Here is a 19,171-nt window from a genome sequence, read left to right on the forward strand (position 1 = left end):
TCATGCGTTGCTGGGCCCGCCGACCTGGATCCCCGCCATGCGCGTCCACTCGTACGGGCCGGTCGTCACCTTGGCCGCGAACTCGCCGTCGAAGTCCTCGTGGACGGTGATGCCGGCCTTCTCGACGGCCTGCTGGGCGATCTCGTACGAGGGGGCCACCAGGTCGCCCCAGCCACCGTCCTCACCGACGAGCACGATCCGGGCCCCACGCTCCCCGATGTACGCCACCTGCCCCTCGGCCCCACCATGCTGCTTGGCGAACCCGTTGATCTGCTTGGCGAGCTTGGCCGCCGTCCGCTCCTGCGTATCTGCCATGCCAAGGATGCTACCGACGGGTAGATCGAATGGCGACGGCAGGGCGAAGTGGCCTTGGCCACGAGCCCTTTAGGGGCGCGGGGAACTGCGCGACCAGCCCCCACCGAACCCGCAGCCGACTACGAGCCCATCACCGCAGGAAGGGATCCACAGCCACAGCCACGAACAGCAGCGACACATAGGTGATCGACCAGTGGAACAGCCGCATCTCCTTCAGCTTGCCCCCCGTCACCTCGGCCTTCGCCCGGTTCTGCAACCCGTGCGCCTCCCACAGCCACCACCCACCCGCCGCCAGCGCCACCGACGTATAGAACCAGCCGGTGTAACCGAGCGGAGTGAGCAGCAACGACACCGCCACCATCGCCCAGCTGTACGCCACGATCTGCCGGGCGACCGTCTTGTTGGAGGCGATCACCGGCAGCATCGGCACGCCCACGCGCGCGTAGTCCTCCTTCACCTTCATGGACAGCGGCCAGTAGTGCGGCGGGGTCCAGAAGAAGATGACCAGGAAGAGGATGAGCGGCGCCCAGGAGAGCGAGTCCGTGACGGCGGACCAGCCGATCAGGACCGGCATACAGCCCGCGATGCCGCCCCACACGATGTTCTGCGACGTACGCCGCTTGAGGATCATCGTGTAAACGACCACGTAAAAGAGGAGGGCGCCCAGCGACAGCCAGGCCGACAGCCAGTTGACCGTCAGGCCGAAGAGGAGGGTGGCGGCGACGGCGAGGGTGATGCCGAAGGCCAGACACTCGCGCGGGCTGACCATGCCGGTGACCAGCGGACGCTGCGAGGTGCGGTCCATGAGCGCGTCGATGTCACGGTCGATGTACATGTTGAGCGCGTTCGCGCCCCCCGCGGAGAGATAGCCGCCGAGGCAGGTGAGGAGGACCAGACCCAGGTCCGGTACACCCTGCTCCGCGAGGAACATCACCGGAACGGTGGTGATGAGCAGCAGTTCGATGATCCGCGGCTTCGTCAATGCCACGAACGCCATGACCCGGGCCCCGAACGGCCGTCGGCTCGGGCTCTGGCTCGTCCCGATAATCCCCGCTGGACGGGATTCAACGGCCGTCACGCACACCCCTGACAGAGACATTCCAACAAGCCCCCGGCCGTGAAGTCCCGGTAAAGGCTCGCGCTTACCACGCCACTCTAGACGTTGCCCAGACCCCGCCCTTCGCGGGGGTGGGGTCGTGTTGAGCGGCGGTTTGTGATGGGCGTGACGTGGCTCGATTGAGCAGTTGGACCGCCCGCTTCGTATTCACCAGCCGAATGCCGATCACACTGGTCGGACAGCGGTCCGGCAGTGGCCGGGAGGCGGATCCGAAGCAGTCCCGGCAGTCTGGAATGACTCGAAAAGCTGCACGTTCTTACAGGGGTAGGCTCGACAAAGGCCGAGGGTGTCAGCCCCCGGCAGCCGGTGGACACCGAGGACGCCGGCATTAGACATGTGGAGAGGAGCCCTGACTCAGGGTGAGCACCAAGCCGACCACCACAGACCTCGAGTGGACCGAGTTGGACCAGCGGGCCGTGGACACCGCCCGCGTCCTGGCCGCCGATGCCGTACAGAAGGTCGGCAACGGCCATCCCGGTACGGCGATGAGCCTGGCCCCCGCCGCGTACACCCTCTTCCAGAAGGTGATGCGGCACGACCCGGCGGACGCCGACTGGGTCGGGCGCGACCGTTTCGTGCTGTCCGCCGGCCACTCGTCCCTGACCCTCTACACCCAGCTGTACCTGGCCGGTTTCGGCCTGGAGCTGGACGACCTGAAGGCGTTCCGGACGTGGGGTTCGAAGACCCCCGGCCACCCCGAGTACGGGCACACGACGGGCGTCGAGACGACGACCGGTCCGCTCGGCCAGGGTGTCGCCAACGCCGTGGGCATGGCCATGGCCGCCCGCTACGAGCGCGGTCTGTTCGACCCGGAGGCACCCGAAGGGGAGTCCCCGTTCGACCACTTCATCTTCGCGATCGCCGGTGACGGCTGCCTCCAGGAGGGCATCTCCGCGGAGGCGTCCTCGCTGGCCGGCCACCAGAAGCTCGGCAACCTGGTCCTGCTGTGGGACGACAACCACATCTCGATCGAGGGCGACACCGAGACGGCGGTCTCCGAGGACGTCGCCAAGCGGTACGAGGCGTACGGCTGGCACGTCCAGCGGATCGCCCCGAAGCCGGACGGCGACCTCGACCCGCACGCCATCTACAACGCCGTCCAGGCCGCCAAGAAGGTGACGGACAAGCCGTCGTTCATCGCGATGCGCTCGATCATCGCCTGGCCCGCCCCGAACGCCCAGAACACCGAGGCCGCGCACGGCTCGGCGCTCGGCAACGACGAGGTCGCGGCCACCAAGCGCGTCCTCGGCTTCGACCCGGAGCAGTCCTTCGAGGTCTCGGACGCGGTGCTGAACCACACGCGTGAGGCCCTGGAGCGCGGGCGCCAGGCGAAGGCGGAGTGGGAGAAGTCGTTCCAGGAGTGGCGCAACAACAACGCCGAGCGCGCCGCCGAGTTCGATCGCATCTCCGCGGGCGAGCTGCCCAAGGGCTGGGAGGAGAAGCTCCCGGTCTTCGAGGCGGGCAAGGGCGTCGCCACGCGTGCCGCGTCCGGCAAGGTCCTGCAGGCGCTGGGTGCGGTCATCCCGGAGCTGTGGGGCGGCTCGGCCGACCTGGCCGGCTCGAACAACACCACGATCGACGCGTCGAGTTCGTTCCTCCCGGCGGACAACCCGCTGCCGGAGGCGGACCCTTACGGCCGCACGATCCACTTCGGTATCCGCGAGCACTCGATGGCCGCCGAGATGAACGGCATCGCGCTGCACGGCAACACCCGTATCTACGGCGGTACTTTCCTCGTCTTCTCCGACTACATGCGCAACGCGGTACGGCTGTCCGCGCTGATGCACGTGCCGGTTACCTACGTGTGGACGCACGACTCCATCGGCCTCGGCGAGGACGGCCCGACCCACCAGCCGGTCGAGCACATCGCGTCGCTGCGTGCCATCCCGGGTCTGAACGTGGTCCGCCCGGCGGACGCCAACGAGACGGCCATCGCCTGGCGCGAGATCCTCAAGCGCTGGACGAAGGTCTTCGGCAAGGGCGCCCCGCACGGCCTCGCGCTGACCCGCCAGGGCGTGCCGACGTACGAGGCCAACGAAGATGCCGCGAAGGGCGGTTACGTCCTCTTCGAGGCCGAGGGCGGCACGCCCGAGGTCGTCCTCATCGCGACCGGTTCCGAGGTCCATGTGGCCGTCGGTGCGCGGGAGCAGCTCCAGGCTGAGGGTGTGCCGACTCGGGTCGTGTCCATGCCGTCCGTGGAGTGGTTCGAGGAGCAGGACCAGGGGTACCGGGAGAGCGTTCTGCCGCCGTCCGTCAAGGCACGGGTCGCGGTCGAGGCCGGTATCGGTCTCACGTGGCACAAGTACGTCGGTGACGCGGGTCGCATCGTTTCCCTGGAGCACTTCGGTGCGTCGGCCGACGGCAAGGTCCTCTTCCAGGAGTTCGGCTTCACTGCCGAGAACGTCGCATCCGTCGCCAAGGAATCGATCGCCGCAGCCCAGCGCTGACGCTGACATAACGACTCGTAGGAGATGTATTTTCCATGACAGACGCACTGAAGCGCCTCTCCGAGGAAGGCGTCGCGATCTGGCTGGACGACCTGTCGCGCCAGCGGATCACGTCCGGCAACCTCGCCGAGCTGATCGACCAGCAGCACGTCGTGGGCGTCACCACCAACCCGTCGATCTTCCAGAAGGCGATCAGCAGCGGTGACGGTTACGAGCAGCAGCTCACCGACCTCGCCGCCCGCAAGGTCACCGTCGACGAGGCGATCCGCATGATCACGACGGCGGACGTCCGTGACGCCGCCGACATCCTGCGTCCGGTCTTCGACTCGACGCAGGGCCAGGACGGCCGGGTGTCGATCGAGGTCGACCCCCGTCTCGCCCACAACACCACCGCGACCGTCGCCGAGGCCAAGCAGCTGGCCTGGCTGGTCGACCGTCCGAACACCCTGATCAAGATCCCGGCCACCAAGGCGGGTCTCCCGGCGATCACCGAGGTCATCGGCCTCGGGATCAGCGTCAACGTCACGCTGATCTTCTCGCTGGAGCGCTACCGCGAGGTCATGGACGCCTACCTGGCCGGTCTGGAGAAGGCCAAGGACCGCGGCCTGGACCTGTCGAAGATCCACTCCGTGGCGTCCTTCTTCGTGTCCCGCGTGGACACCGAGATCGACAAGCGGATCGACGCCCTGGGCACCGACGCGGCCAAGGCCGCGCGTGGCAAGGCCGGTCTCGCCAACGCGCGGCTCGCCTACCAGGCGTACGAGGAGGTCTTCTCCACGGACCGCTGGGCGGCCCTCGACAAGGCGCAGGCCAACAAGCAGCGTCCGCTGTGGGCCTCGACCGGCGTCAAGGACAAGGCGTACAAGGACACCCTGTACGTCGACGACCTGGCCGCGCCGAACACCGTGAACACCATGCCGGAGGCGACCCTGTTCGCCACCGAGGACCACGGACAGATCACCGGCAACACCATCGCCGGTACGTACGAGCAGTCCCGCGCCGAACTCGACGCGGTCGAGAAGCTCGGGATCTCGTACGACGACGTGGTCCAGCTGCTGGAGGACGAGGGCGTCGAGAAGTTCGAGGCGTCCTGGACCGACCTGCTCAAGTCGACCGAGGCGGAACTGGCGCGCCTCGCCCCCTCGGAGGGCTGAAACCTTGTCAAGCAGCAACCCGCTGCGTGACCCCGCAGACCGACGGCTCCCGCGTATCGCGGGGCCGTCGGGCCTGGTCATCTTCGGGGTCACCGGCGACCTGTCACGCAAGAAGCTGATGCCTGCCGTGTACGACCTCGCCAACCGCGGGTTGCTGCCACCAGGTTTCTCTCTCGTGGGCTTCGCCCGGCGTGAGTGGCAGAACGAGGACTTCGCGGCGGAGGTCCACGACGCCGTCAAGGAGCACGCCCGTACGCCGTTCCGCGAGGAGGTCTGGCAGCAGCTCATCCAGGGGATGCGCTTCGTCCAGGGCACCTTCGACGACGACGAGTCCTTCGAGCGGCTGCGCTCGACGATCGACGAGCTGGACAAGGCGCAGGGGACGGGCGGCAACTTCGCCTTCTATCTCTCCGTGCCGCCGTCCGCCTTCCCGGTGGTCATCAAGCAGCTGAAGAAGCACGGTCTGGCGGACCAGGACAACGGTTCCTGGCGGCGCGCGGTCATCGAGAAGCCCTTCGGCCACGACCTCAAGTCTGCGGAGGAGCTGAACTCGACCGTCGAGGAGGTCTTCGCCCCGGACCAGGTCTTCCGGATCGACCACTACCTCGGCAAGGAGACCGTCCAGAACATCCTGGCGCTCCGCTTCGCCAACCAGATGTTCGAGCCGATCTGGAACCGGTCGTACGTGGACCACGTGCAGATCACGATGGCCGAGGACATCGGCATCGGCGGCCGGGCCGGCTACTACGACGGCATCGGCGCGGCCCGTGACGTCATCCAGAACCACCTCCTCCAGCTGATGGCCCTGACGGCCATGGAGGAGCCGGCCTCCTTCGACGCGGACGCGCTGGCCGCCGAGAAGACCAAGGTCCTCGGCGCGGTCAAGCTGCCGCCCGACCTGGGCAAGGACACGGTCCGCGGGCAGTACGCGGCGGGCTGGCAGGGTGGCGAGAAGGCCATCGGCTACCTCCAGGAAGACGGCATCGACCCCAAGTCGAAGACCGACACGTACGCGGCGATCAAGGTCGAGGTCGACAACCGCCGCTGGGCGGGCGTCCCCTTCTACCTGCGCACGGGCAAGCGCCTGGGCCGCAGGGTGACCGAGATCGCGGTCGTGTTCCAGCGGGCGCCCCACTCCCCCTTCGACCACACGGCGACGGAGGAGCTGGGCCAGAACGCGATCGTCATCCGCGTCCAGCCCGACGAGGGCATCACGGTCCGCTTCGGCTCCAAGGTGCCCGGCACCTCGATGGAGATCCGGGACGTGTCCATGGACTTCGCGTACGGCGAGTCCTTCACGGAGTCCAGCCCCGAGGCGTACGAGCGCCTGATCCTGGACGTCCTCCTCGGCGACTCGAACCTCTTCCCGCGCACCGAGGAGGTCGAGCTGTCCTGGCGGATCCTCGACCCGATCGAGCAGTACTGGGACAAGCACGGCAAGCCCGCCCAGTACCCCTCGGGCACCTGGGGTCCCGTCGAAGCCGACGAAATGCTCGAACGAGACGGACGGAGCTGGCGGCGCCCATGAAAATAGACCTCACGGACACCACGGCCAGCAAGGTCAACAAGGCACTGGTGAAGGGGCGGCGTGCCATCGGCACCCCGGCCGTCGGCATGGTGCTGACCCTCGTCATCGTCACGGACGAGGAGAACGCGTACGACGCCCTGAAGGCCGCGAACGACGCCTCGCGCGAGCACCCCTCACGCACCCTGGTCGTCGTCAAGCGCGTCTCCCGCTCCCCCCGCGACCGTACGACGTCCCGCCTGGACGCCGAGGTCAGGGTGGGCGTGGACGCGGGCACCGGCGAGACGGTCGTCCTGCGCCTGTACGGCGAGGTAGTCGACCACGCGGACTCGGTAGTCCTTCCCCTCCTGCTGCCGGACGCCCCCGTGGTCGTCTGGTGGCCGGTGAACGCCCCGCTGGACCCGGCGAAGGACCCGCTGGGCGCTCTGGCGCAACGCAGGGTGACGGACACGTACGCGGCCGAGCAGCCGGTACGGGAACTGGCGGCGCGCGCGGACGCGTACACGCCGGGCGACACCGACCTCTCCTGGACCCGCATCACGCCCTGGCGCTCGATGCTGGCCGCCGCCCTGGACCAGGTCACCTGCGAGGTGGACGCGGTCGAGGTGGAGGGCGAGGAGTTCAACCCGAGCTGCGAGCTGCTGGCGATGTGGCTGGCGGACCGACTGGACGTCCCGGTGAAGCGCTCCCTGTCCTCGGGCCCCGGCCTGACGGCGGTGCGTATGCGGACGAGCACGGGCCCGATCACCCTGGACCGAGCCGACGGCTCCCTGGCGACCCTCTCCATCCAGGGCCAGCCGGACCGCGCGGTGGCACTCAAGCGCCGCGAGACGTCCGAGCTGATGGCGGAGGAGCTGCGCCGCCTGGACCCGGACGACACGTACGCGTCGGCTCTGCGGTTCGGGGTGGAGCGACTGACCCCCGCGACGGCGCCGGCTCCGCCCGTGACTCCGGCCCCGTCGTCGGCGCTGGCACTGGAACCGGCGAAGAAGGCACCGGTGGCGGAGGACTCGGACAGGGCGACCCCCGCCCTGATGCCGCCGGTGAAGAAGGTGTCGGCGAAGTGAGTACGGCACCGCAGCTCGTCGTCCACCGCGACAAGGAGCTGATGGCCGAGGCCGCGGCGGCCCGCCTGATCACGAAGATCGTGGACGCGCAGGCCTCGCGTGGCTCGGCGTCGGTGGTGTTGACGGGCGGCCGCAACGGCAACGGCCTGCTGGCCGCGCTGGCCTCGGCACCGGCCCGGGACGCGATCGACTGGACCCGGCTCGACCTGTGGTGGGGCGACGAACGCTTCCTGCCCGAGGGCGACCCGGACCGCAACGTCACCCAGGCGAAGGCGGCACTGCTGGACGCGGTGCCGCTGGATCCGACGCGTGTCCACGCCATGCCCGCGTCGGACGGCCCGTACGGCTCCGACGTGGACGCGGCGGCGGAGGCGTACGCGGCTGAGCTGGCGAAGGCGGCGGGCCCGGAGAACCACGGCCCGGTCCCGACCTTCGACGTCCTGATGCTGGGCGTGGGCCCGGACACGCATGTGGCGTCCCTGTTCCCGGAGTTGCCCGCGGTCCGGGAAACGGACCGCACGGTGGTGGGCGTCCACGGTGCCCCGAAGCCCCCACCGACCCGGGTCACCCTGACCCTCCCGGCGATCCGGGCGGCCAGGGAGGTATGGCTGCTGGCGGCGGGCGAGGACAAGGCGGGAGCGGCGTCGATAGCCCTGTCGGGCGCGGGGGAGATCCAGGCACCGGCGGCGGGCGCGTACGGCAGACAACGCACGCTTTGGCTGCTGGACGCGGCAGCAGCGTCCCAACTCCCACGGACGCTGTACCCACCGTCATCCCCCTGAGGAACGTCGGCATCGGGTAGGGGCGGCGGGGGCGATTTTTCTTCGCCCCCGCCGCCCCTACCCATTCCCATCCTCGGGGGCCGCCGCCCCCGAACCCCCCGCTACGGCCCTGAAGGGGCCTTGTCCTCAAACGCCGGACGGGCTGACTATCCAGCCCGTCCGGCGTTTGAGGACAAAGGGGGGTCTGGGGGCGCAGCCCCCAGGGATGGGACGGGTAGGGGCGGCGGGGGCGAAAACAACCCCCTACCTCCCCCGCAACTCCCGGTACTTGGCAACCAACGCCAACGTCGACGCGTCCAACCCCGCCACCCCCACCCCCTCCGTCAACGCCGGCTCAACCCGCTTCGCCAGCACCTTCCCCAGCTCAACCCCCCACTGATCGAACGAGTCGATGTTCCAGACGGCGCCCTGGACGAACACCTTGTGCTCGTAGAGCGCGATCAACTGGCCGAGCACGGACGGGGTCAGCTCACGCGCCAACACGGTCGTCGTCGGGTGGTTGCCCTGGAACGTCTTGTGAGCGACCAGTTCCTCCGGGACCCCCTCCGCCCGCACCTCTTCCGGTGTCTTACCAAAGGCCAACGCCTGCGTCTGCGCGAAGAAGTTGGCCATCAACAGATCATGCTGACCCTTGAGCTCGTCACTCAACTCCCCCACCGGCGAGGCAAACCCAATGAAGTCGGCCGGAATCAGCTTCGTCCCCTGATGGATCAACTGGTAGTACGCGTGCTGCCCGTTCGTCCCCGGCGTCCCCCACACCACCGGCCCGGTCTCCCACTCCACCGGCAGCCCGTCCCGCCCGACCGACTTGCCGTTGGACTCCATGTCCAACTGCTGCAAGTACGCCGTGAACCTGGACAGGTAGTGCGAGTAGGGAAGCACCGCATGCGACTGCGCCCCGAAGAAATTGCCGTACCAGATCCCCAACAGCCCCAGCAGCAGCGGCACATTCGCCTCCGCCGGAGCCGTCCGGAAGTGGTCGTCGACCAGCGCGAACCCGTCCAGCATCTCCCGGAACCGCTCCGGCCCGATCGCGATCATCAGCGACAGCCCGATCGCCGAGTCGTACGAGTACCGCCCACCGACCCAGTCCCAGAACTCGAACATGTTCGCCGTGTCGATCCCGAAGTCGCCGACCTTCCCGGCGTTCGTCGACAACGCCACGAAATGCTTCGCGACCGCCGCCTCCTCACCGCCCAGCCCCGCCAGCAGCCAGGACCGGGCCGAAGTCGCGTTCGTGATCGTCTCGATCGTCGTGAACGTCTTCGACGCGATGATGAACAGCGTCTCCGCCGGGTCCAGGTCCCGCACGGCCTCGTGCAGGTCGGCACCGTCGACGTTCGACACGAACCGGAACGTCAACTCCCGTGCCGTGAACGCCCGCAGCACCTCGTACGCCATCGCCGGACCGAGGTCCGAGCCCCCGATACCGATGTTGACCACATTCCGAATCCGACGGCCCGTGTGACCCGTCCACGCACCCGAACGCACCCTCTCCGCGAAGTCGGCCATCCTGTCGAGCACGGCGTGCACGGCCGGCACGACGTTCTCCCCGTCCACCTCGACCACCGCGTCCCGCGGCGCCCGCAGCGCGGTGTGCAGCACCGCACGGTCCTCGGTCGTGTTGATCCGCTCGCCCTGGAACATCGCGTCCCGCAGGCCGAACACGTCCGTCGCGGCGGCCAGTTCACGCAGCAGCCGCAGCGTCTCATCGGTGACGAGGTGCTTGGAGTAGTCGATGTGCAGATCACCGACCTGGAGCGTGTACCCGGCGCCGCGCCCGGGGTCGGTCGCGAACAGGTCCCGCAGATGGGTGTCCGCCAGCTCCTCATGGTGCTTGGCCAGAGCCGTCCACTCGGGCGTCTGGTTGAGCCTGCTACGGCTGTCTGCGTTCATCTCGGACTTCCGCCTCTTTCGTGCCTGGGCCCCGCTGCCGGTCCCAACCTAATTGATCAACGCGTTGGTCGAACTGTCGTCGAACCGTCCTCCGGTCGAACAACAGACACGTCTTCACCCACAGATACGTCCGACTTCAGCCCCGGTATCAGCGCGGCCACCGACAGGACGAAGAAAGCCGCGGCGAGCAGCGCCGGCGTGTTCAGTCCCCACGCCGCCGCGACGGCCCCGCCCAGCAGCGCGCCCAGTGGCGCTCCGGCGACCGCCAGCGTCCGGAAGGCCGAGCTGACCCGGCCCAGCATCCCGGCGGGGCTGCGACGCTGCATCAGGGTCGTCGTGTTGACGTTCCACACCATCCCCATGACGCCGAACACCGCCAGGGCGGCCACCAGCGCGGCCAGGCTGCGTACCGTCCCCATGACGACCAGCGCCCCGGTCTGCACCGTACCGGCGAGCAGCACGGCCCGTATCCGCCCGAGCCGGTTCACGAGCCGGCCGTTCAGCGCGCCGCCGACGAGGCTGCCGACGGTGTAGGCGGTCATCGCCGCCGCGTACCCTCCGTTGCCCGCGTCCAGCCAGCCGGTCACCAGCAGGACCATCGTGGCGATCAGGGCGCCCATGCCGACGTTGCACAGTGCCGTGGCCGCGCACAGCCCACGCAGCGGTCTGTCGTGCCACAAGGTGCGCAGGCCGGCCGTGATCTCCGCGCGCAGGGTGCTGCCCGCCGGTCTCGGTGTCCGCGCGGGCACGTCGGGCCGCAGCGAGGCGACCAGGGCCGCCCCGACCAGGAAGGTGAGGGCATCGGCCGCGAAGGGCACGGCCGCTCCCAGCACGAGCAGTACGGGCACCACAGGGCCTGCCAGCAGACCGCCCGCGATGCGCTGGCCGGTCATCAGACGGGCGTTCGCGCCGCCCAGCGCGTCCTTGTCGACCAGGGTCGGCAGCAGGGCCGTCGAGGCGTTGTCGAAGAGGGTCTGGAGCGTGGTCAGCGCGAGGGCGAGCGCGATCAGCAGGCCGATCGAGGCGTGCCCGAGGCCGACGGCCACGGCGAAGCAGGCGACCAGCAGCCCTCGTAGAGCGTCCACCGTCCACATCGCGCGCCGCTGGTCCACGCGGTCCGCGACCGCCCCGCCGAGCAGTCCGAAGACCAGCCAGGGCAGATAGCCGCAGGCCGTCACGGAGGCGATGAGCAGCGGCTGGTCGGTGAGGGTCGTGGCGAGCAGGGGCAGGGCGGCCGTGCGCAGCGCGTCGCCGAAGCTGGAGAGGACGGCGGCGCTCCACAGCCGCCCGAATCCCCCGCGCCACGCGGGCGCACACGCTCCCGCCGTCTCGACCGTCGTCACAACTCCCCCTCGCGGTTCGCCGATTCACAAACCGTAGAGGGCACCACTGACAATCGGTCGGGGAGCCGGTGGGCGACGCCCCGTCAGACGGGTCCGGCCAGGCACCTTTTCGGTGCCTGGCCGGCCGTCAATTCCTAGATCTCGCCCCGCAGTTTGGCGAGCGCCTCGGCGAGGATCGCCTCGCCGTCCGCGTCGCTGCGCCGCTCCCGTACGTACGCCAGGTGCGTCTTGTACGGCTCGGTGCGCGGCGGGTCCGGCGGGTTGTCCCGGTCCTGTCCGGCGGGAAAGCCGCAGCGCGGGCAGTCCCAGGTGTCGGGGACCTGCGCGTCGCTGGCGAAGCTGGGCTGCGTCTCGTGCCCGTTTGAGCACCAGAAGGAGATGCGCAGCCGTGGCGCGGACTCGCCACGCTCCGCCTCGCCCATCGGCCCCGCCCCGACCCGGCTTCCTCGGATCGCGTTGCCACTTGCCACGGTCGTAACTCCCTGCGTAATGGTGCCGCGAAGCGAGTCGGCGTTTTCGCTTCGTTGCGAGCGCCTCAGTCTACGTAAGGCCCAACGCGCGTCCAGTGCTTGGAGTTACAGGCCCCGCACCAAGACGCAAGCCCCATGATAGGCCGCCCTTGGCGGGGCGTACCGAACATGGGGCCTTACGTGCGGAATGTGCGTGCGTAATGTGCTGTCGTACCGGTATTTGACGACCGGTGTCAGCCGCTGATCAGTTGTTCACCTTCATCAGGATGCCGAGCACCACGATGCACGCGAACCACAGCAGACCGAGCACGACGGTGATGCGGTCGAGGTTGCGCTCGGCGACCGAGGAGCCGCCGACGGACGACTGCATGCCGCCACCGAACATGTCGGAGAGGCCGCCGCCCTTCCCCTTGTGCATCAGCACGAGCAGCATCAGCAGCAGGCTGAAGACGATCAGGGCGATCGAGAACCCCAAAACCACGGCTGGACCAACTTCCTCGGATTCTGATGGACGACGGGGACAAAGTGGCAAGCCACTTTATCCCCGCCAGGGTACGACGGATCTCCGCTAGCGCATACTCACTGGTCGCGGAACCGAACGATCTTGACGAACTCGTCGGCGTCCAGAGCGGCACCGCCGACCAGCGCGCCGTCGATGTCGGGCTTCGCCATGATCTCGGCGACGTTCCCGGACTTCACGGAGCCGCCGTACTGGATGCGCACGGCGTCGGCGACGTCCTGGGAGTACAGCTCGGCGAGCTTCGCGCGGATCGCGGCGCAGACCTCCTGGGCGTCGTCGGCGCCGCACACCTTGCCGGTGCCGATGGCCCAGACGGGCTCGTACGCGATGACGACGGTCTCGGCCTGCTCGGCCGGGAGGTCCTTGAGACCGCCCTCGACCTGCGCGAGCGTGTGGGCGACGTGGTTGCCCGCCTCGCGGACCTCCAGCTCCTCGCCGACGCACAGGATCGGGGTGAGGCCGTGCTTGTAGGCGACCTTCACCTTGGCGTTGACGAGTTCGTCGCTCTCGCCGTGGTACTGGCGGCGCTCGGAGTGGCCGATCGCGACGTAGGTGCACTTGAGCTTGGCCAGCATCGGGCCCGAGATCTCGCCCGTGTAGGCGCCCGAGTCGTGTGCGGAGATGTCCTGGGCGCCGTACTTGATCTTGAGCTTGTCGCCGTCGACCAGGGTCTGTACCGAGCGCAGGTCGGTGAAGGGCGGCAGGACCGCGACCTCACAGGCCTCGTAGTCCTTGTCCGCGAGGGCGAAGGCGAGCTTCTGGACGTGGGCGATGGCCTCGAGGTGGTTGAGGTTCATCTTCCAGTTGCCCGCCATCAGCGGCGTGCGAGTGGTCATGCTGGGTCAGTCCTCCAGTGCGGCGAGACCGGGGAGCGTCTTGCCCTCGAGGTATTCGAGGGAGGCGCCGCCACCGGTGGAGATGTGGCCGAATGCGGTTTCGTCGAAGCCCAGGATGCGTACGGCGGCGGCGGAGTCGCCGCCCCCGACGACCGTGAAGGCCGGGGAGTCGAGGAGGGCCTGGGCGACGGCCTTGGTGCCCTCGGCGTAGTCGGGGTGCTCGAAGACGCCCATGGGACCGTTCCAGAAGACGGTGGCCGCGTCGGCGAGCTTGGAGGCGTACAGCTTGCGGGACTCCGGACCGATGTCCAGGCCCATCTGATCGGCCGGAACGGCGTCCGCGGCGACGGTGGTGGGGTTCGTGGGCGCCTTGGCCTTCAGGTCGGGGAAGCCCGCGGAGACCACCACGTCGACCGGGACGATCAGCTCGACGCCGTTCTTCTCGGCGCGCGCGACGTACTCCAGCACGGCCGGGATCTGGTCCTCCTGGAGGAGGGAGGCGCCGATCTCGTGGCCCTGGGCCTTGAGGAAGGTGTACGCCATTCCGCCGCCGATGAGGATGCGGTCGGCCTTGCCGAGCAGCTGGTCGATGACGGCGAGCTTGTCGGAGACCTTGGCACCGCCGAGCGCGACCACGTAGGGGCGCTGGACATCGTCGGTGAGCTTCTTGAGGACGCCGACCTCGGTGGCGATGAGGTAGCCGGCGTAGTGCGGCAGGCGGGCCGGAAGGTCGTACACGGAGGCGTGCTTGCGGTGCACCGCACCGAAACCGTCGCCCACGTAGACGTCCGCGAGGGCGGCCAGCTGGTCGGCGAACTCGCCGCGCTCGGTGTCGTCCTTGGCGGTCTCACCGGCGTTGAAGCGCAGGTTCTCGATCACCGCGACCTGGCCGGGCTGGAGGCCGTTCACGGCGTCGTGGGCGGCGGGGCCGACGGTGTCCTGGGCGAAGGCCACGGGGGCGTCCAGGAGTTCACCGAGGCGCTCGGCGGCGGGCAGCAGGGAGAAGGCGGGGTCCGGGGCGCCCTTGGGGCGGCCCAGGTGGGAGGCGACCACGACCTTGGCGCCGGCGTCCGTGAGGGCCTTGACGGTGGGCAGGACGGCCCGGATGCGGCCGTCGTCGGTGATGAGGCCGTCGGCCAGCGGCACGTTCAGGTCGGCGCGGACGAAGACCCGCTTGCCGTCCACTCCTTCGGCGAGGAGTTCGTCGATCGTCTTCATGAAAGGGGGCTCCTAGGGAGGGCTCTTTTGTCCGGGAGGGGCTGGATCGATCAGCACGCGCCACAGGGCTCGGGCGACGCCTCCTCGCGTCGCCCGAGCCCTGTGCTCACATCGAAGTGCCTGCTCCGGGACTCAGAGCTGGTTGCCGACGAAGACCGTCAGGTCGACGAGGCGGTTGGAGTAGCCCCACTCATTGTCGTACCAGCCGATGATCTTCACGCTGTTGCCCTGGACCATGGTCAGCGAGGAGTCGAAAGTGCAGGACGACGGGTCGCTCACGATGTCCGAGGAGACGATCTGGTCCTCGGTGTACGTCAGGTAGCCCTTCAGCTCGCCCTGAGCGGCCTTCTGGAACGCGGCGTTGACCTCTTCCTTGGTCACCACGCGCTCCGTCTCGACGACCAGGTCGGTGACGGATCCGGTCGGAACCGGTACCCGCATCGCCATGCCGTTGAGCTTGCCCGCCAGCTCCGGGATGACCACGCCGAGGGCCTTGGCCGCACCGGTGCTCGCCGGAATGATGTTCTCGGCGGCGGCGCGGGCGCGACGCAGGTCCTTGTGCGGGAAGTCCTGCAGACGCTGGTCGCTGGTGTAGGCGTGGACCGTGGTCATCAGGCCCGAGACGACGCCGAAGTTCTCCAGGAGAACCTTGGCCATCGGCGCCACACAGTTGGTGGTGCAGGAGGCGTTGGAGATGATGTGGTGGTTCGCCGCGTCGTACTTGTCCTCGTTGACGCCGAGGACGATCGTGATGTCCTCGTCGGAGGCCGGAGCCGAGATGAGGACCTTCTTGGCGCCGCCCGCGATGTGCTTCTCGGCGTCGGCCTTCTTGGTGAAGATGCCGGTCGACTCGATGACGATGTCGACGCCCAGCTCGCCCCACGGGATGTCGGCGGGGTTGCGCTCGGAGAGAACCTTGATCGTCTTGCCGTCCACGGTGATCGTGTCGGCGGTGTGCGACACCTCGGCCTTGAGACGGCCCAGGATCGTGTCGTACTTGAGCAGGTGAGCGGTGGTCGCGGTGTCACCCAGGTCGTTGACAGCCACGATCTCGATGTCAGCACCCTGCTCCAGCAGCGCGCGGAAGTAGTTACGACCGATGCGGCCAAAGCCGTTGATGCCTACGCGGATCGTCACGAACCGATCTCCTCGTTGGTACGCCGGCTTTCGATGCCGGCGAGTTGTATGGGATGTCCCCGACCGCCTACGACCCTACCTCCCTGCGGCCCCGGTGGTGACATCGAGATGCCCCATACACGGCAGGGCGGTCCGTACCCGCCAGTAGGGGTACGGACCGCCCAGTTGTCGCACCGCGATTACCCGATGAACAGACAGGATCGGATCGTCGGTGAACGGTTCCGATCAGTCCTTCAGCGCGGCCAGTGCCTTGCCCAGGAGTGCCGTCCGGTCGGCCGCCTTGGTGACGTGTTCCAGGCCGAAGCCCAGCAGCACGGTGTCACCCGTGGAGACCGCTCCGTACGTCTTGGCCAGCTCGCCCGAAAGACCCCAGTCCTTGATGACCGCGGGGCTGCCCGCGGGCGGTCCGGGGACGCTCCAGGCGCCCAGTGACGTCTCGAAGCCCTCGACCGCGCCCGCCGTGCCGCCGATGACGACGGTGGCGTTGTCGGCGAGGACGCCCCGGCCGCCGGATCCGGGGTCGGTGATGTAGCTGAGCGAGATCTCGACCGTCTTACCCGCGTAGGCGGAGAGGTCGAACTCGACCTGCTGCCAGCCCGCCGAGGCCCCGGTGAAGCTGTTCCAGGAGCCGCTGGTCCCGGAGGGCGTGCAGGCACCCGAGCCGAGGGTCAGATAGCGGGCGAGGGCGGGGTGGCCCGCGATGAAGAACCCGGCCTCGCACTCGGTGGGTACGGCGGTGCTGGTGGCGCCGCCCTTGTCCGGGAGCGTGGTCCAGTCGTCGGCCCCGGCGGTGTGGGCTTCGAGCACGGCGTGGTCGTAGCCCTCCTCCGTGTCCCACAGGAGCTGGGTACGGAAGGCCGGCGCCTGGGCCGCGGTCACCCCGGTGAGGTCGATGGTGCGGGTGAGGCGGTTCCAGGCGTAGTCGGTGTGCGTGACGGCGGCCATGGAGGCGCCCGCGTAGGGCCCGTACGGGTTGACGGTCCCGGGGTATCCGCCCGCGCCCGCGCTGTCGAACTGCGGGTACGTCGCCACGGGCAGGGTGTCCGAGGTGACGCCGAAGGACCCGGCCGTGTTGAGCGGGTTGCCGGGCGCGTCGCCGAGGGGACCGTTGAAGCCGGTGAGCTTCCCGGAGCCGTTGAAGGCGGTGACCGACGGTGTGGTCGTACGGGAGTAGGCGCCCAGGTAGTACTGGCTGAAGTCGTTGGACAGGGTGCCCCCGCCCAGGTCGACGGAGCCTCCCGCGCTCTCGCCGGCCTCGATCAGCTTGCCGCCCTCGTTGAGGTAGGCGCGGAGCTGGAGCTGGGTGGCGATGCCGGGCCGTACGGCGCCCGTGTAGTGGACGACGGCCTTGAAGTGGTCGAGCACGCCGAGCGCGTCGGGTGCGCCCAGGGCGGCGACGTCCCAGACGAGCGGCTTCCTGCCGTTGGCCTTCAGCGCGTCGACGTAGGCCTGGGCCTGGGTGGCGGTCGCGCCCTCCTCGGCGAGGACGAGCGTGTCGGCGCGCGGCCGTTCCGCGACGGTGTACGTGAAGTGCGTGCTGCTGGTGCGCTTCCCGGCCTTGGTCCGGCCGGTGAACCAGACCTCGACCTTGTCGCCCGGGTCGCCGTCGGTGACCTTGGCGCGGTACTCGTCGAAGTACAGGTTGTCGTCACCGCCGAAGGTCTCGCCGCCCTTCCAGGCCTTGAGCGTCGTGTCCTTCGTACGGCCGCCGTTGACGCGGTACTTGAGTTCCTTGTCGCGCACGGACTTGCGTACGACGACCGAGACCTCCTGGTCGGCGCCGCGCGAGTACGAGGTGGTGAAGGGTGCCGGGGTGAAGTCGGGGGCGTCGATGCCGACCGAGGACCTGGGCTGGTCGGGGGTGGCCGCCGACTCGGCGACGGAGAGCGCGAAGGGGATGTTCTTGGTGAACTCCTCCTGGATCAGCTTCTCGTCGTCCGGGAAGGTGAAGACCGAGGCGCAGTCGGCCGCGTTCCAGGCGTCGTCCGGATAGAGGTTCGACGCGGTCTGGCAGGTCGACATCTCCGGGGTGAACATCGCCGTGCCGTTGACGTTGGCCGCGTGGCCGTCCGCCTCGCCGTTGGTGGTGTACAGCTCGGAGGAGAGCTGGGGGTGGTAGCCGGGGATCGCGGAGTTCTCGGGCGTGCCGGCGAGCGACTTGTAGAGGACGTCGTCGGGGGTCGGCGAGGCGACCTGCCAGCCGACGCCGTAGAGGAGCAGTTCGGCGGCGGAGTGGTAGTTGATGCCGTAGTCGAAGCCGACGCGCCGCTCGAAGGCGTCCAGCGCCTTGGTCTCGGGCTCCGAGTTGGGGCCTGCGCCGCGGTAGGTCTGGCTGGTGGGGAACGGGGACGAACCCTCGTCGTCGTAGCCCCACTTGAAGGCGAAGTTCCGGTTGAGGTCGACGCCGTCGCCGATGGTGTAGGCGCCGTCGCCGTTGACGTCCCGCATGTTCTTGCGCCACTGGCGGTCGCCCTCGGGCTCGAACGTCCAGTCGTAGCCGTCCGGGTTGGCGGACAGCACGAACCAGAGTTCGGTCGAGTCGACGATCTTCTTGATGCGCCGGTCCTTGGAGTAGTTGTCCAGGTAGTGGTGCATCAGGCGCCGGGTCATCTCCGGCGTGATCCATTCGCGCGCGTGCTGGTTGGAGACGTACAGGACGGACGGCTTGGCGCCGTCCTTGGTCTTCTTCGCGCCCTTGGTCAGTTTGAGCGCGAGGATGTCCTGGCCCTGAAGGGTCTTGCCGATGGAGACGACCTTGGTCAGGGCCGGGTTCTCCTGGGCGGTCCGGAGGATCTCCTCCTGGAGGTTGCCCGCTCCGCTGTAGGGCCGGAAGACACCGTCCCCGGCGGCGGCCACGCGCGCGCGTGCCTTCGCCGTGAGCGTGTGCTCCTTGAGGTCGACGCCCTTGTCCTCCAGCTGGTCGGCCTGCTTGTCGGTGAGGTAGACCTCGACCGTGGCCGTGCCCTTCTCCGGTGCCTGCTCCCCGAGTTCGTGCCCGTCCTGGCCGGTCGCGAGAAGCAGCGGAATCTGCTCCTTCGTGACCTCGGCGCGGAAGACCTTGACCTCGTCGGCGTCCGGTGTACCGGCGTCCTCCGCGGCCACGGCGATGGGCGCGAGTCCCGCGCCGCCCAGCAGGAGTGCGCCGACAGCGAGGATCGTTCTCGCTCTTCGTCTCATGAACCCCCCTTGCGATGGTTCACCACAATGGCGAACAGATGCCAGGCTCATGACAGTTCATGATCCAGTCAAGGGGGCCCCAAGGACAGGCAACACGCCGGGGCCGGTACCCGAAGTGGGTACCGGCCCCGGCGTGTTGAGGCTCCGTCAGTCCGCTCTGACAGCCC

At 68.8% G+C, this 19,171-nt stretch carries 15 protein-coding genes; 5 read left to right on the forward strand and 10 right to left on the reverse strand.

Annotated features, from left to right (window positions below; genetic code table 11):
- Positions 1-315: a hypothetical protein gene (locus tag ACFYXF_RS14975; RefSeq protein ID WP_389349986.1), complete on the reverse strand. Its 315-nt coding sequence runs from the start codon at positions 313-315 to the stop codon at positions 1-3.
- Positions 316-445: 130 nt separating this feature from the next.
- The gene (locus ACFYXF_RS14980) at positions 446-1,399 is read right to left on the reverse strand and encodes a heme o synthase (RefSeq protein ID WP_389350351.1); all 954 of its coding nucleotides are present in this window, start codon (positions 1,397-1,399) and stop codon (positions 446-448) included.
- Positions 1,400-1,791: 392 nt separating this feature from the next.
- Between ACFYXF_RS14980 and tkt the strand changes: the two genes are divergently transcribed.
- Genes tkt through pgl form a run of 5 tightly spaced genes read left to right on the forward strand, consistent with a single transcriptional unit; the run spans position 1,792 to position 8,407 of the window.
- Positions 1,792-3,879 (forward strand): transketolase, encoded by a 2,088-nt coding sequence (tkt, locus tag ACFYXF_RS14985; RefSeq protein ID WP_389349987.1) that lies wholly within the window; start codon positions 1,792-1,794, stop codon positions 3,877-3,879.
- Positions 3,880-3,914: 35 nt separating this feature from the next.
- A complete protein-coding gene (tal, locus tag ACFYXF_RS14990; protein ID WP_389349988.1) occupies positions 3,915-5,033 on the forward strand; it encodes a transaldolase in 1,119 nt (372 codons plus the stop codon).
- 4 nt (positions 5,034-5,037) lie between these two features.
- Positions 5,038-6,561 (forward strand): glucose-6-phosphate dehydrogenase, encoded by a 1,524-nt coding sequence (gene zwf, locus ACFYXF_RS14995; RefSeq protein ID WP_389349989.1) that lies wholly within the window; start codon positions 5,038-5,040, stop codon positions 6,559-6,561.
- A complete protein-coding gene (gene opcA / locus ACFYXF_RS15000) occupies positions 6,558-7,625 on the forward strand; it encodes a glucose-6-phosphate dehydrogenase assembly protein OpcA (RefSeq protein ID WP_389349990.1) in 1,068 nt (355 codons plus the stop codon). Before zwf ends, opcA begins: the two co-directional genes overlap by 4 nt.
- Entirely contained in the window at positions 7,622-8,407 is a 786-nt protein-coding gene (gene pgl, locus ACFYXF_RS15005) for a 6-phosphogluconolactonase (protein WP_389349991.1), read from the forward strand. Before opcA ends, pgl begins: the two co-directional genes overlap by 4 nt.
- 243 nt (positions 8,408-8,650) lie before the next feature.
- Here pgl and pgi read toward each other — a convergent pair whose 3' ends face one another.
- The 8 genes from pgi to ACFYXF_RS15045 all read right to left on the reverse strand — a co-directional run bounded on the left by pgi (position 8,651) and on the right by ACFYXF_RS15045 (position 19,004).
- Positions 8,651-10,303 (reverse strand): glucose-6-phosphate isomerase, encoded by a 1,653-nt coding sequence (gene pgi, locus ACFYXF_RS15010; protein WP_389349992.1) that lies wholly within the window; start codon positions 10,301-10,303, stop codon positions 8,651-8,653.
- Positions 10,304-10,359: 56 nt separating this feature from the next.
- The gene (locus ACFYXF_RS15015) at positions 10,360-11,646 is read right to left on the reverse strand and encodes an MFS transporter (RefSeq protein WP_389349993.1); all 1,287 of its coding nucleotides are present in this window, start codon (positions 11,644-11,646) and stop codon (positions 10,360-10,362) included.
- A 134-nt stretch (positions 11,647-11,780) separates the two neighbouring features.
- Complete coding sequence (locus tag ACFYXF_RS15020) at positions 11,781-12,116, reverse strand: RNA polymerase-binding protein RbpA (RefSeq protein ID WP_003957010.1); 336 nt, start codon at positions 12,114-12,116, stop codon at positions 11,781-11,783.
- Between the two features lie 244 nt (positions 12,117-12,360).
- A complete protein-coding gene (secG, locus tag ACFYXF_RS15025; RefSeq protein WP_055529234.1) occupies positions 12,361-12,591 on the reverse strand; it encodes a preprotein translocase subunit SecG in 231 nt (76 codons plus the stop codon).
- A gap of 104 nt (positions 12,592-12,695) precedes the next feature.
- The gene (tpiA, locus tag ACFYXF_RS15030; RefSeq protein ID WP_389349994.1) at positions 12,696-13,472 is read right to left on the reverse strand and encodes a triose-phosphate isomerase; all 777 of its coding nucleotides are present in this window, start codon (positions 13,470-13,472) and stop codon (positions 12,696-12,698) included.
- A gap of 6 nt (positions 13,473-13,478) precedes the next feature.
- Positions 13,479-14,690 (reverse strand): phosphoglycerate kinase, encoded by a 1,212-nt coding sequence (locus ACFYXF_RS15035; RefSeq protein ID WP_389349995.1) that lies wholly within the window; start codon positions 14,688-14,690, stop codon positions 13,479-13,481.
- 132 nt (positions 14,691-14,822) lie between these two features.
- Complete coding sequence (gap, locus tag ACFYXF_RS15040) at positions 14,823-15,827, reverse strand: type I glyceraldehyde-3-phosphate dehydrogenase (protein WP_389349996.1); 1,005 nt, start codon at positions 15,825-15,827, stop codon at positions 14,823-14,825.
- Positions 15,828-16,052: 225 nt separating this feature from the next.
- Positions 16,053-19,004, reverse strand: coding sequence for a M14 family zinc carboxypeptidase (locus tag ACFYXF_RS15045; RefSeq protein ID WP_389349997.1), 2,952 nt, complete (start codon positions 19,002-19,004; stop codon positions 16,053-16,055).
- Positions 19,005-19,171 lie beyond the last annotated feature (167 nt).

This window comes from Streptomyces sp. NPDC002680 (assembly GCF_042889145.1).
GTDB lineage: Bacteria > Actinomycetota > Actinomycetes > Streptomycetales > Streptomycetaceae > Streptomyces > Streptomyces adonidis.

Excerpts from the sequence above, each read along its gene's own strand:
- ACFYXF_RS14975 (WP_389349986.1), bottom strand. The coding sequence starts at position 315 with ATGGCAGATACGCAGGAGCGGACGGCGGCCAAGCTCGCCAAGCAGATC.
- tal (WP_389349988.1), top strand. The coding sequence starts at position 3,915 with ATGACAGACGCACTGAAGCGCCTCTCCGAGGAAGGCGTCGCGATCTGG.
- opcA (WP_389349990.1), top strand. The coding sequence starts at position 6,558 with ATGAAAATAGACCTCACGGACACCACGGCCAGCAAGGTCAACAAGGCA.
- pgi (WP_389349992.1), bottom strand. The coding sequence starts at position 10,303 with ATGAACGCAGACAGCCGTAGCAGGCTCAACCAGACGCCCGAGTGGACG.
- tpiA (WP_389349994.1), bottom strand. The coding sequence starts at position 13,472 with ATGACCACTCGCACGCCGCTGATGGCGGGCAACTGGAAGATGAACCTC.
- ACFYXF_RS15035 (WP_389349995.1), bottom strand. The coding sequence starts at position 14,690 with ATGAAGACGATCGACGAACTCCTCGCCGAAGGAGTGGACGGCAAGCGG.
- ACFYXF_RS15045 (WP_389349997.1), bottom strand. The coding sequence starts at position 19,004 with ATGAGACGAAGAGCGAGAACGATCCTCGCTGTCGGCGCACTCCTGCTG.